Raw genomic sequence first — 16923 nt, 5'->3', positions numbered from 1 at the left:
TCTACCAATTCTTATAACCAAATGCAGAGGTAATTGGGTATCTGCGACCTTTACCGTAATTACGCTGTGTAATTTTTGGTCCAACTGCAGACTGTCTCCGCTTATACTCGTTAATGTCTACCATCTTAATCACTTTACGTACAACCTGCTCATCAAACCCTTGTTTAACGAGCTGCTCCACTGATAAGTCTTGTTCAACATAGCCAGCTAAAATTGCATCTAAAATCGGATACGGCGGTAAACTATCTTCATCTTTTTGATCCGGAGCCAGCTCTGCTGATGGCGGGCGAATAATCACTCGTTCCGGAATGACGTAAGAGAGTGTATTGCGATATTTTGATAACTCAAATACCATGGTTTTAGGTACATCTTTTAAAACATCAAAACCGCCGGCCATATCACCATAAAGTGTGGCATAACCAACAGACATTTCACTCTTATTACCTGTAGTTAACACTAAGCGACGACGCTTATTAGAAAGTGCCATTAAAATCACACCACGGCAACGCGCCTGCAGGTTCTCTTCTGTTGTATCACGTGCGGTATCTTTAAACATCGGAGTTAATTGTGACATAAAAGCATCAAACATCGGTTCAATAGAAATAATGTCAAACTCAACTCCTAGCAGTTCTGCTTCCTCTTTAGCATCGGCGATACTAATATCTGCCGTATATCTAAATGGCATCATCACAGCCTGAGCTTTCTCTTTCCCTAAGGCATCAACTGCAATAGCTAAAGTTAACGCAGAATCGATCCCACCAGATAAACCAAGCACAATGCCCTGAAAACCATTTTTAGTAACGTAATCACGGGTTGCCAGTACCAAAGCATCATAAACCTGAGCCAACGTATTGGTTTCAGATTTTACAATCTTACCAATACTTTCTATCTGCTCAGAAAATACCACTTCCTGAATATGTTCTTTAAAAGCGGCTAATTGATGGGTCACCAGGCCTTGTTTATTGGTCACAAAAGACTGTCCATCAAAAACCAGTTCATCCTGACCACCAATTTGATTCACATAGATAATCGGTAACTCTGTACGTAAACAATGTGCTCTAACTAACTCTTCACGATGGGCTGTCTTTTCTGTGTCATAAGGTGAAGCATTAATCGTAATAATGATCTCAGCCCCCTTTTGTTTCAGGCGATCAACCAGCTCATTAGTCCATAAATCTTCACAAACCAGTAGCCCTAAACGGTGTCCTTTAAAATCGACGATACAATCATCACTGCCCGCAGTGAAATAACGTTGTTCATCAAACACATCATAATTAGGTAATTGCTGTTTACGATATAAAGCGACCTGCTTACCCTCTGCAAAAAAAGATAAACAGTTATAAATATGCCCATCTTCCCAATGAGGGTGACCTACTATCACAGCACAGTTTTTTGAGGCAGCTGCAATATTCTCCAGTTGCTGCTCACAACGGAAACGGAAATCAGAACGATATAATAGATCTTCAGGAGAGTAGCCACATAAAGCCAGTTCAGAACATACCACTAAATCACAATGAGAATAATCTTTAGTTAACTGGATGATACGCTCAGTATTTCCTTCAATATCACCAATTCGCCAATTCAGCTGAGCGAGTACCATTGAAACAGACATGTTTTTATTACCGTAGATAGAGTGAAAATATGACTTAAGTTTAAATGATTCTACTTAGAGCTGCTACTTTTTTTGTGTTTCTGCTTGAGAGTTTAGCGTAACTTGGTTATAACATAGATGGAAAAATTATTTATTGGATATCTCATGTCAAAACAACTTATCGTTACTCTGGCTGATCGCAGCTACCCGATCACTATTGGTAACGGCTTACTTACAGATATTACACCATTTAAACTTACCGTAGGAAAGCGAGTATTAATCGTCACTAATAGCACTATTGCCCAGCTCTATCTGGCTAATTTAACTAACATGTTAAGTGCACAAAATATTATGGCTGATCACGTAATTTTACCCGATGGTGAAAAGTACAAAACACTGGATACCTGGAATCAAATTTTTACTGCTTTACTGGAAAAAAATCATACGCGTCAATCTACCATCATCGCTTTAGGTGGCGGAGTCATTGGTGATATGGCTGGTTTTGCTGCTGCCTGTTATCAGCGCGGAATCCCATTTATACAGGTCCCAACCACACTGCTGTCACAGGTTGACTCTTCTGTCGGTGGCAAAACAGCAGTAAACCATCCCCTTGGTAAAAATATGATCGGGGCCTTTTATCAGCCAAAATCAGTTGTGATCGATGTTGATTGTTTAAAAACTCTACCCGCCAGAGAGCTTTCTGCCGGACTAGCTGAAGTGATTAAGTATGGCATCATTCTCGATACGCCATTTTTTAATTGGCTGGAAGATAATATGGAAAAACTACTGGCGCTTGATAACGATACAATGAGTTACTGTATTTATCGCTGCTGTGAGCTTAAAGCACAAATCGTAGCTGCTGATGAGGATGAGCAAAATATCCGTGCCATTCTTAACTTAGGCCACACTTTTGGACATGCGATTGAAGCAGAACTCGGCTATGGTGTCTGGTTACATGGTGAAGCGGTATCAGTTGGAATGCTAATGGCCGCAGAAACAGCCAGACTACTTGGTAATCTAAGTAAACAAGATGTGCAACGAATTAAAAATCTGTTAATTCGGGCTAAATTGCCGGTCACTAAACCAGTTCAGATGAGAGTGGATAGTTATATTCCACATATGCTCAGAGATAAAAAAGTTCTGTCAGGTAAATTACGTCTCGTACTACCAACCTCTATTGGAGCAGCAGAAACAGTAGATAACGTCACACAGGATATTGTCTTACAGGCGATTCAGTCAATATAATTTCTTCAATAAAATCAATTGGTTAATATTTAACTTATTGATTTTATTTAACAAATAAAAAGTTATCTGTTTTCTTTTTTTCTTTTTTGTAAAATAATTTTTACATCATAAATTATTTTACAACCAATCAGGATTTATTTAGCAATAACTGTTTACATGAATGTATTTTTATGTTTACATATCAATGTAAAATGTAACATTAAATTTACACCAAGTGTTACAACAGAATATGCTATTCCTTGAGGAAAAAGAAATGCAAAAAGATTTATTAAACAACGTTCGTATACAACACGAACAAATTCTAATTACGCCTGAAAAACTGAAAGAAAGCTTTCCGTTATCTCGTGAATTAGAACATCAAATCGCTCAGTCCAGACAAACAATTATTGATATCCTTGAACGCAGAGACCCTCGTTTACTGGTTGTCTGCGGTCCCTGCTCTATTCACGATCCTGATGCTGCCATTGATTATGCTAAAAAATTAAAAGCTCTTTCCAGTGAACTTGATAAAGAACTCTTCATTGTTATGCGAGTCTACTTTGAAAAACCACGTACTACCGTGGGCTGGAAGGGACTCATCAATGACCCTTATATGAATAACCAATTCGATATCGAATGTGGTCTATTCTTAGCACGCGGTTTATTAATGGATTTAGCTGAAATGGGTTTACCACTCGCCACTGAAGCACTTGATCCAAATACCCCACAATATATTGGCGACTTAATTAGCTGGTCAGCCATTGGTGCCAGAACCACTGAGTCCCAGACACATCGTGAGATGGCATCAGGTTTATCTATGCCAATTGGCTTTAAAAATGGTACAGACGGAGGACTTGATGTGGCGATTAACGCAATGAAATCAGCATCAATGCCGCACCGTTTTGTAGGCCTAAGCCAAGCCGGCCAGGTTAGTGTTTTACAAACAATGGGTAATCCTCATGGCCACGTAATTTTACGTGGCGGCAAAACACCTAACTACGAAGCAGCAGATGTTGCATTATGTGAAGCACAAATGAAAAAAGCAGGGCTGTTAGCCAATCTTATGGTTGATTGTAGTCACGGAAACTCAAATAAAGATTTTCGCCGTCAGCCACTGGTTGCTGATTCAATCATCGAACAGATTCAGGCGGGTAACCAATCGATTATTGGCGTGATGATTGAGAGTAACATCAATGAAGGTAACCAGTCCTCAGACCTACCAAGAGAGCAATTACAATATGGTGTTTCAGTCACAGACGCCTGTATTAATTGGGATGATACAGAGACTCTGCTACGTAAAATGTCGCAGCAACTGGCCAAGCCGTTGCAAAAACGTCAGGCAACGATGACGGCACTAGCCTCTTAAAAATCGCAAACGTTGCCCATAAAAAAACCATTCTGACTTTTATCAGAATGGTTTTTTTATTTGTATTAGTAAAAATTAACCTAATTGTTTACGTGCATTGCGGAAAACACGCATCCATGGGCTATCTTCACCCCAGTTATCCGGATGCCATGAATTACTCACAGTTCTAAATACACGCTCAGGATGTGGCATCATAATCGTTGCACGCCCATCTTTAGTCGTAACCGCAGTAATACCGTTTGGCGAACCATTTGGATTTGCCGGATAGTTTTGTGTTGGCTGACCTGTATTATCAATATAACGAAGTGCTACGAGTTGTTGCTGTTCAAGTGACTGTAAATGAGTAACATCTTTCACTTCCACAAAACCTTCACCATGCGATACCGCAATTGGCATATGAGAACCAGCCATACCTTGCAGGAACAGTGACGGGCTATCTTGTACCTGTACTAAACTAAAACGTGCTTCAAATCGTTCAGAAATATTACGTACAAAACGAGGCCATAGCTCGGCTCCCGGAATTAAATCGCGTAAATTAGACATCATCTGACAGCCATTACAGACACCTAGTGATAGCGTATCATTACGATGGAAGAACTGTTCAAACTCCTGACGTACGCGTTCATTAAATAAAATCGATTTTGCCCATCCCTCTCCGGCACCAAGCACGTCCCCATATGAGAAACCACCACAAGCGACAAGCGCTTTAAATGGTGTCAAGGTTTTATGCCCAGCCAGTAAATCGCTCATATGCACGTCAATCGATTCAAATCCGGCACGGTGGAACGCTGCTGCCATCTCTACATGAGAGTTAACACCTTGTTCACGTAAAATCGCAATCTTAGGTCGTGCTCCCTTGGTGATATAAGGTGCGGCAATATCTTCATTAATATCAAACGTTAATTTAGTATTTAAGCCTGCGTCATGTTCATTTAATTTAGCCTGATGTTCTTGATCCGCACACTCAGGATTATCACGCAGACGCTGCATTTGCCATGTTGTTTCTGCCCACCACTGGCGCAGTGTCAGACGAGACTCTTGATACACAACCTGCGTATTACGATGGATAGTGACTTGTTGTCCTGCTTGTGCCAGACCAATGTTATGTACACAATCCGCTAAACCATATTGTGTAAAGAGTTCCATCACAACAGGTAACTGCTCTTCTGCTACCTGTAATACAGCACCCAGCTCTTCATTAAATAGCACGGCAATATCATCATTATGCAGTGAAGTAAGATCAATATCTAAACCACAGTGACCGGCAAATGCCATCTCTGCTAATGTAACAAACAGTCCGCCATCTGAACGATCGTGATAGGCTAATAAGAGATCTGCTGAAACCAACTTTTGTATTACATTAAAGAAGCCAGCTAATTGTTCAACACTGCGAATATCGGCAGTTTTGTCACCCAGTTCACGATAAACCTGAACCAGGGCCGTTGCACCTAGTGCATTATGTCCTTTACCTAAATCAACCAGTAATAAACGATTTGTCTGACTCGTTTTTAGTTCAGGTGTCACCGTTTTTCTGACATCTTCCACACGGGCAAATGCCGAGATCACCAGCGATAATGGTGATGCCATTTCACGGGATTGTTCACCTTCCTGCCATTTGGTTTTCATCGACATAGAGTCTTTACCAACAGGAATTGCAATACCAAGAGCAGGACAGAGCTCCTCACCAACTGCTTTAACGGCGGCATATAAACCAGCATCTTCACCCGGATGCCCTGCTGCGGCCATCCAGTTAGCAGAGAGTTTGATGCGTTTTAATTCACCAATTGAGGTAGCGGCAATATTAGTTAAGGCTTCACCAACGGCCAGACGTGCTGAAGCCGCAAAGTCAAGTAAGGCAACTGGTGTTCTCTCACCCATAGACATCGCTTCACCATAGTAGCTATCAAGACTTGCGGTTGTTACTGCACAGTCTGCAACGGGAATTTGCCACGGTCCAACCATTTGGTCACGAGCAACCATACCCGTTACTGTTCTGTCACCGATAGTGATTAAGAAGGTTTTTTCAGCTACTGCAGGCAGATGTAAAATACGTTTTACTGCATCAGTAAGGTTGATTTTTGCTGTATCAAACGTCTTACCTTTTGCGGTTAATGACTTAACATCACGTAACATTTTTGGTGTTTTACCAAGCAGAACATCTAAAGGTAAATCGATAGGATTATCATTAAAATGTTCATCATGTAAAACTAACGCTTTCTTCTCTGTCGCTTCACCAATCACTGCATAAGGTGCTCTTTCACGACGACAAAGTTCATCAAAGAGTTCAAGGCTTTCCGGAGCAATTGCCAAAACGTAACGTTCCTGTGACTCATTACACCAGATTTCCAGCGGAGACATCCCCGGTTCATCATTTAAAATTTTACGTAGCTCAAACTGGCCACCGCGCCCGCCATCATTAACCAGTTCAGGCATCGCGTTAGATAAACCACCAGCACCAACGTCATGAATAAACAGAATCGGGTTATTCTCACCAAGCTGCCAACAGCGGTCGATCACTTCCTGACAACGACGTTCCATCTCCGGATTATCACGTTGTACAGACGCAAAATCTAAATCAGCATCAGACTGGCCTGAATCCATAGAAGAGGCTGCACCACCACCCAGTCCAATATTCATAGCAGGTCCACCCAGTACAATCAGTTTAGACCCTGCCGGAAACTCACCTTTTTGAATATGATCTTCACGAATATTACCGATCCCACCAGCCAGCATAATCGGTTTATGGTAACCACGTAATTCAGTACCATTATGTGTTGTTACTTGTTCTTCATAAGTACGGAAATAACCCAATAATGCCGGGCGACCAAACTCATTGTTAAACGCTGCACCACCTAAAGGGCCATCCATCATAATATCAAAAGCGCTGACAATACGATCAGGTTTACCAAAATCATGTTCCCATGGCTGTTCAAATCCTGGAATACGTAAATTAGAAACAGAGAAGCCAACTAAACCGGCTTTTGGTTTAGCACCGCGCCCTGTCGCTCCTTCATCACGAATTTCACCACCTGAGCCTGTTGCTGCCCCTGGCCATGGTGAAATCGCTGTTGGGTGATTATGAGTTTCAACTTTCATCAGAATATGATTTTGTTCCTGATGGAAGTCATAAGTGTGACTTTGCTGATCCGGATAGAAACGACCAACCTTAGAACCGGCCATCACCGCTGCGTTATCTTTATAAGCAGAGAAAACATAGTCTGGTGTTTTTTCAAAGGTATTTTTAATCATTTTAAACAGAGATTTCGGCTGAGCTTGTCCATCAATAATCCAGTCTGCATTAAAGATTTTATGTCGGCAATGTTCAGAGTTCGCCTGAGCAAACATATATAGCTCGACGTCATTTGGATTACGTTTAAGTTCAGTGAAAGCATTGAGCAGATAATCAATTTCATCCTGCGCTAAGGCTAGACCTAATTGAATATTGGCTTCTTCCAGAGCAACTTTACCACGCCCCAGAACATCGACTGTTTTTACTGGTTTTGGTTGCTGTTTAGTAAACAGTGTCGCCGCTTTTTGGAAATCATCAACGACAATTTCCATCATACGATCGTGAATCAGAGACTGGAAAGTGTGTACCTGTTCTGGTGTAAGTACACTAGTTGCTTCAATATGATAAGCAATACCGCGCTCAATACGATTAATTTTGTTCAAACCACAATTATGAGCGATATCAGTTGCCTTAGATGACCACGGAGAAATAGTCCCAAAACGAGGAATCACCAGCAGCAAGTGCCCTTTTATATCCTGATGAGTGATTCTTGGCCCGTATTGCAATAATTGAATAAGTTTTGCTTGTTCTTCTGAATTTAATGTATGAGAGACATCAATCAGATGTACGTATTCAGCATACAGTTTAGCAATTGGAAGATTCAGGTCGTGACATTGAGAGAGTAACTTGTTAGTACGAAAAACAGATAAAGCCGGTGAACCACGCAAAATTTCCATAGAAATATCTCTTCTGGGATTATTAGATAGGAATTTTAGGTAGCTAAGTATAGCGGAAGATGCTGCTTTTTTGAATAACATTCTTTCTATTTGCTGAGACCTTTTCTCTACCTAATATAATATCCTCTATCAATAGTCAGATAATGATAAATATTTGTCACATAACTGGTAGAAATCTGTGGAATTCGAAAATGAAAGGCGTAATATTGAAGTTGGTAATAAATAAGCGTTAATTTGTTTTACATTGCCTAATAAAAGGAGAATTATATGACTGCGCTCATCGTTATCCTTGTCTGTATTATCATAATAAATGGTATTTTTGCTTTTCGTTTTATCCTTGATGCCTACCGGCATAAATCAGAATTAGCTCAGGAACCCGGAAATCCGGTAACTATGGGGTTTAGCTCCTTAATTATCTTCTTCTTGTCAACTTTTGGTATTTCTGACTTTGCTATTTCAACCGTCCTGTACCGAAAATTGAAATGGGTTGATGATAAAAAACTACCCGGTACATTAAATACTCAATGTGTGCTCCCTGTTGCAGTTATGGCACTAGCTTACATTAGTGCGATTAACGTCGATATGCTGACACTTATTTTATGTATTGTGGCTCAAGTTCTTGGTGCTTATATTGGTCCAAGATTTGTAGTCAGACTGCCGGTACAAACAATCCGGGTCTTTATCGGTGTGGGCTTAGTTATCGCCACCTTAATTATTCTTGCCGGTAAACTAAATATCATTCCTTCCGGTGGTGAAGCAATAGGTTTAACTGGTGGTAAACTTGTCTTTGCTGTTGTTTGTATGTTTATCTTTGGTGCACTAAATAATATTGGTATTGGTTCATATGCACTCACCATGGTCACCGTTTATGGTTTAGGCCTTAATCCGGCGGCAGCGTTCCCAATTATGATGGGTGCTTGTACTTTCTCAGTTCCTGTTGGCAGTATGCAGTTTATTAAATTTGGTGAATACGCCCGTAAAATTACTTTACTGACTTCGACTGTTGGGGTTATCGGTGTACTTTGTGCTGTCTTTATCGTTAAGTCTCTTAATGTTTCAATGCTGCAATGGGTAGTAGCCCTTGTGCTTGCTTATAGTGGTATTAGCATGTTGTATGATAGCTATAAGAGTAAACAAGCCTCACAAAGTTAAAGAATATATTTATTATTGAGTAAGGAGGAAACTATGTTAGTCCTGAATGCGGTAGATATTCAAAAAGTTTATACAATGAAAGATGCAATTGAAGCGGACAAACAAGCTCTGAGAATGTACACACAAGGTTTAACAGAAGTACCACTCAGAATTAATTTTGATGCTAAAAAAGGTCAAAATCTATTTATGCCAGCTTATATTAAAGAACTCGATGTATCGGGTATAAAAATTGTGTCTGTTTTCCCAGATAATCCAAAAATTGGTAAAAACTCAGTCCCGGCACAAGTTTTGTTACTGGATCCAGAAACCGGTGAAGTATGCGCTTTAATTGATGGTACATATTTAACTCAACTCAGAACAGGCGCAGTACAAGGCGCAGGCACAGACTTACTGGCCAGAAAAGATGCTGCCAACGCTGTGTTGATTGGTTCTGGTGGTCAGGCTGCTTCACAACTAGAGGCGATGTTAACTGTTCGCCCACTGAAAAAAGTAGCTATTTTTGATATCGATCTTGAGAGAGCAAAAACCTTTGCCAGTAACATGTCGACTAAGTTTGCTAAATTTGGTGTAAATATCTATGCATCAACTAATCTGGATGAAGATATTGCTCAGGCTGATATCATTACCTCTGTTACAACGTCTAAAGCTGCAACATTTAAAGGTGAACTGGTTAAAAAAGGAGCTCATGTGAATGGTGTTGGTTCTTATACACCAGAGATGCATGAAATCCCTGAAAGCGTCGTAAAACGCGCTGCCATTCGTGTACTTGACACTAAAGACGGCGTATTTGCTGAAGCGGGTGACATTATCGATCCAATTAATCATGGTCTGGTCAGTAAGGCTGATTTTTTTGAGCTAGGTGATTTAGTGATTGATCCGAAAAAATGTCGTCAAAGTGATGAACAAGTAACTTTATTTAAAACGGTAGGTTCCGCGGTTTTAGATGTGGTTGTAGGCTATGATATTTATCTTAAAGCTAAAAAAATGGGGATTGGCACTGAAATCTAATTTGATATAAAAATAATAGCCAGAGATCTAAATTATCTGGCTATTATTTATCTTAAAAATTAGTTGTCAGAAAATCGGTTGTTATCTCTTCTTAAGATTCTTTATTCTGTGTTTATCAATCACGACAAATAGGAATAATGATGAAACCATTAACAGAATCTCAGACCATATTGGAACAATTTCACCCTAAATTACCTTTCATTTACTGGGCAACAGCACTACAACTTTATAGCTAAAACAAAGCTTTCCTTGTTATTAACAACAAGGAAAGTTTATTTTTGACAGTTCTCACAAAAAAAAGTATTACGCTGTCCTATTTTCTGAGATTTAATCACTGTTTTACAGAGCAAACAGGGCTCATTATGTCGACCATATACTTGTAACTGTTGAGCAAAATATCCGGGCTTACCATCTGACTGTAAAAAGTCTTTTAGCGTTGTTCCACCCTGCTCAATCGATTTAGCTAAGACCTCTTTAATCGCTTTGACTAAACGAGTTATCTCTTGTTTTTTCAAAGTATTAACTGGTCGGTTAGGATTCACTTTAGCCATAAATAGTGATTCACTGGCATAAATATTACCAACACCTACTACAACATGATTATCCATGATCCAATTTTTTACCGGAATCTTTTTACTGGCAACTTGTGCCTGTAAGTATTCAGCAGTGAAATCATTACTGAGAGGCTCTGGCCCTAAATGTTTAAGTTGAGAAATATCAGATAGCTTTTCGGCCCAAAGCCATGCACCAAAACGTCTGGTATCGGTATAACGCAAAACAGTACCATTTTCTAAAATAAGATCGATATGGTCATGCTTTTGTGGTGGCTGCATCGTAGTTAAAATACGCAAACTGCCTGACATCCCTAGATGGATAACAATCCAGCCATGAGTCAATTCCAGCTGTAGATATTTTGCTCTGCGATGAACATCAACAATGAGCTGGCCTTTGGCTTCAGAAATCTCTTCTGGTACCAGCCAACGTAATTGAGGCTGACGAATAACAATATCCGCAATTTTTTGTCCTTTAATGTAAGGTAAAATCCCTCGTCGACTCGTCTCAACCTCTGGTAATTCTGGCATAGCTCTCTCTCAAAATAGATTACTGACTAAATAACTCTTTTAACCAATCCGGTGCTTCTTCACTTTGCCGAGACTCTGGCTGAGGTTCGGCTTGTGGCCTACCTGCACACAATGCCTGGATATTACTACTCCATACCGGTAATGTGCGGGCAACAGGACCAGAACAAGCCCAATCCCCCTGACGGGTAACACCAACACGTTGAATATTAGGCGGTACTACTGGTGTTAAGCGTTGTGGTGGATGGTTATTTAAATACTCCCGATAAATGGTTAAAGCCCCCGTTGAACCGGTTAATTGCATAGGCTGGTGATTATCGAGACCAACCCAGACAACTGCAATTTCTTTACCATCCACACCGGTAAACCAGCTATCTCTTAAATCATTGGTTGAACCTGTTTTGGCGGCCAGTTGATACTGAGAAAACTTCTGATTTAGTGATTTAGCTGTTCCATACTCAACCACTTGTTGCATCGCAAATAAAGTCAGATAAGCGGCCTGAGCAGATACTGCCTGATGTGCCTGCGGATAGCTTTGATAAACAGTCTCACCTTTTTCCCCCATGACAAAACGCAGTACGGATAAAGGAGACTGCTGACCATTATTGGCAATAACCTGATACATCTGAGCGACTTCAAGTGGAGTTAATTCAATAGAACCTAAAAAGCGTGCCGGCACAGATTTAATGACATTACCCGGAACACCCATTGATTTTAAAGTGTTCTCTGTTGACGCCATACCAAGCTCCATTCCAAGATTCACCGCCGGAATATTTAGTGAATATGCTAAAGCATCCACAATCATCACTTGATTTCTATATTGCTTATCAAAGTTTTTAGGTTCCCACACCGTTTTGCTATCAAGACGAATAGATAAAGGCTTATCATCCAGCCAAGTATTTAAACGGTAGCGATCCGGATTGCTTAGTGCGGTTAAATATGTCGCAGGTTTGATTAACGAGCCAATTGGCCGACGGGCAAGCAATGCACGGTTAAAACCAGCATATTGTGGCTGTGAACCACCAATCACAGCCCGAATCTCACCTGTTTGTCTGTCAATAATAACCATTGCAGCCTCAAGATCAGCCTGATTTCTGGATTGTCTTAGTGCTTCTAAATGATCAACCACAGAACGTTCTGCTGCGTCTTGCGCTACAGGGTCAAAAGTTGTGAAGATTTTCATCCCTGATAAATTATCAGCCTGATCACCCAGCTTTTGGCGTAGTTCACGACGAACCAGTTGCATAAACCCTGGTTGTGGAGAGATAACCCCACCTTTAGGTAAAACAGCCAGTGGACGTTTACTTAATAATTCATACAGCTCTGGATCAATTAATTCTTGCTGCTCAAGTAGTTTTAATACCACATTACGGCGTTCAATTGCCCGCTCAGGCTTGCTCCACGGATTATAATAAGATGCCCCTTTTACCATCCCAACGAGCAGTGCCTGTTGATCTAGTGTTAACTCATCAACCGGTCGGCCAAAGTAATAGAGACTAGCCAGCGGGAATCCATGAATTTCTTCATCACCACTTTGACCTAAATAGACTTCATTAAGATATAGCTCTAAAATCCGCTCTTTACTATATCTGGCATCTAAAATGATGGACATATACGCTTCACGAATTTTACGAATATAAGAGCGTTCATTAGTTAAGAATAAGTTTTTTACCAATTGCTGAGTCAGCGTACTACCGCCCTGAACCGTTCTGCCGGAACTAAAGTTAGTAACGATAGCTCGTCCAATAGAATATAAACTAATACCATCATGTTCATAAAAACGTCTATCTTCTGTCGCAATCAAGGTTTTAATTAAAAACTCTGGATAATTTTTTAAAGGGACAAATAAACGTTGTTCACCATTAGCTGAACGCATCATAGTAATCAGCTTAGGATCAATTCTGAACAAACCAAAATTACGCCCGGTTTCAATATTATGAATCTGAGAAATTTGATTATTAGTAAAAGTAATTCTGGCTCTAAAGGCTTTTTCTTCCCCATCAGGGAAAATAAATGGTCGACGGTAGATCTCTATCGCGTTTTTCACTACCACAAATTCACCCGGGCGAGTTGCGGTCAATACCTGACGATATTGTGCACCATTTAAAATAGAGATTAAATCATCCTGAGTGTAAGCTGAACCTGGTTCTAAGTTAACAATTTGACCATAAACAGCCGCAGGGAGCTCCCAGACTTTACCATCAATTCGTTCTTTGATTTTTTGGTCAAGATAAATACCATAAATAATGGTGATTGCCGCAATAATTAAAAAAACTTTTAATAGAAAATAGCCAACCCGACGCTTAAAACTTCGTTTTGCTGGTTTCTTTGCAGGCTTTGTACGCGATGAGCTCTTTACGGTTTGTTTCTTCATTGGTAAATTATATTGGTTTTAACTAACTGATTGCTATTTTCTAATAAAATAATAGTATTATGATAACACATAAAATAGATATTGAGGCGTCCCTTGTTATTTTCTTATCCCCTACAATCAGCACATTTAATCAAACGTTATAAACGTTTTTTAGCCGATGTTACTACTCAATCCAACCAAATAATAACTATTCATTGTGCCAATACAGGTTCAATGTCTGGTTGCGCTGAGCCGGGTGATACCGTTTGGTACTGGGATTCTGGTAGCTTAACCCGAAAGTATCCATCCAGTTGGGAGCTGACTCAAACTAAGCTCAATCATTTAATCTGTATTAATACCGCCAGAGCTAATCATATTGTTCAGGAAGCGATTGAAAACGATAAAATACCAGAATTAACTGATTATGATTCATTAAGTAGCGAAGTTCGTTATGGTGATGAAAATAGCCGTATTGATTTATTATTACAAGATCATAATAAACCTGCCTGTTATATTGAAGTCAAATCGGTCACACTGTTTGATGAACAGACAAAAGCAGGAATGTTTCCTGATGCGGTAACGACTCGTGGTCAAAAACATTTAAGAGAGTTAATCAGAATTGTTGAGCAAGGTGAAAGAGCCATAATCTTCTTTTTAATTCAACATTCCGGAGTGGAGTATTTTACGCCTGCCAAACATATTGATCCCAAATACGCAGCATTACTTAAACTGGCACATGAGCAAGGTGTAGAAATTTTGTGTTATAAAACACATATTGATACTAAAGAGATTTATATTGAAAAATCAATTCCGGTCGAATTATAACCCATTGATTAATATAGATTATTATCACCCGGTTTACGAGTTTTTAAAAACCTTAAAACCCAGGCATATTGTTCAGGATTTGGCAGAACCATGGCCTCTATTTCTTCATTCATGCGTTTTGCCATATACTCATCGCTCTGATCTTGCAGATCATTCATTGGTGGACGTATATAGATATCCAGCGTAGATGTCTTTGGATTATATGACGGAAATAGTGGCAACACTTCTGCTTTACAAAGCTTCATTAAGCGACCAAGTAAAGGCAGCGTCGCTTTATAAGTGCCAAAGAAATCAACAAATACGCTTTGTTCAATCCCATGATCTTCATCTGGCAAATAAAATCCCCAGTTACCCTGACGAATACTTTGAATAAATGGCTTAATACCATCATCACGAGCATGAATTTGCCCACCATAACGAATACGCGCTTTATTCCATAGCCAATCCACTAGTTTATTACTTTGATGATGGAACATGCCTGACATTGCATAACCTTTTTTTGCCAGTAAAACAGCAGGAATATCAATTGCCCAGCCATGAGGAACCATGAAGATCACATTACGGTTTTCCTTATGTGCATCAGAAATATACTCAAAACCATGCCAGTTAATTTTCACTTTACTGCGTTTGATAACTAAATCAACCAGCAATACAGTAACGGGAATAATCACTGCAAACATATCATCAATTAGCTGCTCTTGTTCCTCTGGTGTTTTATCAGGAAAGCAAGCTGCAATATTAGCTTTAGCACGGTTTCTGGCACTTTTTGCTTTTCGACCGACAAATCGTCCAAGTTTAGCTAAACAGGGATCTCGCCAGCGAATAGGAATACAAGCCAGTAGAATTAATAATAAAACAGCAAGCCATACGCCCCAATATTTAGGTGCTAAAAATCCCCATTCAAATTTAGGAATAAATCCTGCCGAAGCTTGTTGCTGCTTTTTCATCACATCAATCCTAATTACCAGTTGATGAAGCAGATTCAGAAGTAAATGCTAACTGAGGCTGAATAGTTTTCACCAATTCCAGATAAGTTGTTTTAGCCTTACCAGTTAAGCCATCAGATTGAGGTAGAGTCGCAGTAACCGGGTTAACAGGTTTACCATTGATATGTAGTTCATAGTGCAGATGAGGACCTGTTGAACGTCCAGTATTACCGGATAGTCCAATTTGATCGCCTTTTCGAACTTGTTGCCCTGCTCTGACCTGAATTCGGTCTAAATGCATATATTTAGTTAAATATTGGCGACCATGACGAATAGCAATATAGTTACCGGCTGAACCGCTATACTTTGCAATAACCACTTCACCATCACCGGCAGCAAGAACAGGGGTCCCTCTGGAAACAGCATAGTCCACTCCATTATGAGAAGTAACCTGTTTAGTTACCGGATTAACACGGCGAGGATTAAATTGTGAAGAAATACGGGCTGGTTTTTCCAGCGGGTGACGTAAGAAACTACGTGAGAGGCTCAGGCCCTTCACATCATAATATTGGCCATCATCCGCTAAGATTGCATAATATTCACGACTGGCATTTTGAATTCTGACCGCCAGTAATTGGCTATTTTCGTGTTTGTTTTCAAACATTTCACGAGACAGGACTACAGAAAATTGATCACCTTTTTGTAACCGTCGAAAATCCAGCTGCCACTGCAAAGCTTTAGTGATAGTTGAGATTTCACCTGACGTTAAACCTGCACTACGCGCATCAGCAACAAAGTTAGAACCAATCGTCCCGGTTAAAACCGTTTGTGACCATTCACCTTCTCGTGTCTCTGTACGTTCCACAAAACTTTCACCTTTACGTTCATAAACACGAATATTTTTTGGTGAAATAATCCAGCTAAATGTCTGCAGGCTCTTATCGTCATCTGTAGTCCAGCTAATTTGTTGTCCGATACGTAAATTAGCCAGCTGTTTGTGTTGCTTGGTTAACAGATAAATATCTGATCGACTAATTCCAAATTGAGTCAAAATTCCAGATAATGTGTCACCTTTTTCAACCACATAATGAACAACATTATCTTCAATTTCGATATCAATAGCGGCATCAATTTCATCCGAAATGATTTCATCTTCTGGTGTTGGCTGATCCAAAGACTCAGTTGGCGTTACTGTTTTAGGGTCTTCAATAATTTCAATTGATGCATTACCGACAACGACAGGTACGGTTCCTTCATTAACCACAGAAGTTCCGTTCAAGGGTATATGAACCACTCGCGCAGGATTAAGTGGTTTCCAAAGAACAGCAAATAAAATTGTTAAAGCAATAACACCCGATATCGCGTAATAAGGAACTTTATTTTTATCAGCTAACGACGACTCGGATGCTTCAACCTGTTGCACTCACAATACC

General features: G+C 39.9%; 11 protein-coding genes. 5 read left to right on the top strand and 6 right to left on the bottom strand.

The window, feature by feature from the left end; translation table 11 throughout:
* Position 1: 1 nt before the first annotated feature.
* Positions 2–1612: an NAD+ synthase gene (locus IPMB12_RS05040; RefSeq protein WP_166915546.1), complete on the bottom strand. Its 1611-nt coding sequence runs from the start codon at positions 1610–1612 to the stop codon at positions 2–4.
* 144 nt (positions 1613–1756) lie between these two features.
* Here IPMB12_RS05040 and aroB point away from each other — a divergent pair, with 144 nt between their 5' ends.
* Both aroB and IPMB12_RS05030 read left to right on the top strand, forming a co-directional pair.
* Positions 1757–2836 carry a 3-dehydroquinate synthase gene (gene aroB, locus IPMB12_RS05035; protein WP_166915543.1) on the top strand — a complete coding sequence of 360 codons (1080 nt, stop codon included), beginning with the start codon at positions 1757–1759 and terminating at the stop codon, positions 2834–2836.
* Positions 2837–3089: 253 nt separating this feature from the next.
* A complete protein-coding gene (locus IPMB12_RS05030) occupies positions 3090–4181 on the top strand; it encodes a 3-deoxy-7-phosphoheptulonate synthase (protein ID WP_166915541.1) in 1092 nt (363 codons plus the stop codon).
* A 75-nt stretch (positions 4182–4256) separates the two neighbouring features.
* Here IPMB12_RS05030 and purL read toward each other — a convergent pair whose 3' ends face one another.
* Positions 4257–8147 (bottom strand): phosphoribosylformylglycinamidine synthase, encoded by a 3891-nt coding sequence (gene purL / locus IPMB12_RS05025; RefSeq protein WP_166915539.1) that lies wholly within the window; start codon positions 8145–8147, stop codon positions 4257–4259.
* 267 nt (positions 8148–8414) lie between these two features.
* Between purL and IPMB12_RS05020 the strand changes: the two genes are divergently transcribed.
* Together IPMB12_RS05020 and IPMB12_RS05015 are read left to right on the top strand one after the other, a co-directional pair.
* A complete protein-coding gene (locus tag IPMB12_RS05020) occupies positions 8415–9299 on the top strand; it encodes a sulfite exporter TauE/SafE family protein (RefSeq protein ID WP_166915537.1) in 885 nt (294 codons plus the stop codon).
* A gap of 33 nt (positions 9300–9332) precedes the next feature.
* On the top strand, positions 9333–10307 hold the full coding sequence (locus tag IPMB12_RS05015) for an ornithine cyclodeaminase family protein (protein ID WP_166915534.1): 975 nt from the start codon (positions 9333–9335) through the stop codon (positions 10305–10307).
* 272 nt (positions 10308–10579) lie between these two features.
* Here IPMB12_RS05015 and mutM read toward each other — a convergent pair whose 3' ends face one another.
* Together mutM and mrcB are read right to left on the bottom strand one after the other, a co-directional pair.
* A complete protein-coding gene (mutM, locus tag IPMB12_RS05010) occupies positions 10580–11389 on the bottom strand; it encodes a bifunctional DNA-formamidopyrimidine glycosylase/DNA-(apurinic or apyrimidinic site) lyase (protein WP_166915532.1) in 810 nt (269 codons plus the stop codon).
* A gap of 19 nt (positions 11390–11408) precedes the next feature.
* On the bottom strand, positions 11409–13760 hold the full coding sequence (gene mrcB, locus IPMB12_RS05005; protein WP_166915530.1) for a bifunctional glycosyl transferase/transpeptidase: 2352 nt from the start codon (positions 13758–13760) through the stop codon (positions 11409–11411).
* A gap of 93 nt (positions 13761–13853) precedes the next feature.
* On the opposite strand from mrcB, the gene sfsA reads away from it, so the two are divergent.
* Positions 13854–14564, top strand: a complete 711-nt coding sequence (sfsA, locus tag IPMB12_RS05000; RefSeq protein ID WP_166915528.1) for a DNA/RNA nuclease SfsA — start codon at positions 13854–13856, stop codon at positions 14562–14564.
* Between the two features lie 8 nt (positions 14565–14572).
* Here sfsA and lpxM read toward each other — a convergent pair whose 3' ends face one another.
* Together lpxM and mepM are read right to left on the bottom strand one after the other, a co-directional pair.
* Positions 14573–15511, bottom strand: coding sequence for a lauroyl-Kdo(2)-lipid IV(A) myristoyltransferase (lpxM, locus tag IPMB12_RS04995; RefSeq protein ID WP_166915526.1), 939 nt, complete (start codon positions 15509–15511; stop codon positions 14573–14575).
* 10 nt (positions 15512–15521) lie between these two features.
* A complete protein-coding gene (gene mepM / locus IPMB12_RS04990) occupies positions 15522–16913 on the bottom strand; it encodes a murein DD-endopeptidase MepM (RefSeq protein ID WP_166915524.1) in 1392 nt (463 codons plus the stop codon).
* Positions 16914–16923: the final 10 nt, after the last annotated feature.

Source organism: Zophobihabitans entericus, from assembly GCF_011745665.1.
In the GTDB taxonomy this organism is placed as follows: domain Bacteria; phylum Pseudomonadota; class Gammaproteobacteria; order Enterobacterales; family Orbaceae; genus Zophobihabitans; species Zophobihabitans entericus.
Note: the sequence above shows the minus strand (reverse complement) of the source record. Positions and strands in the feature narration are given on the sequence as shown.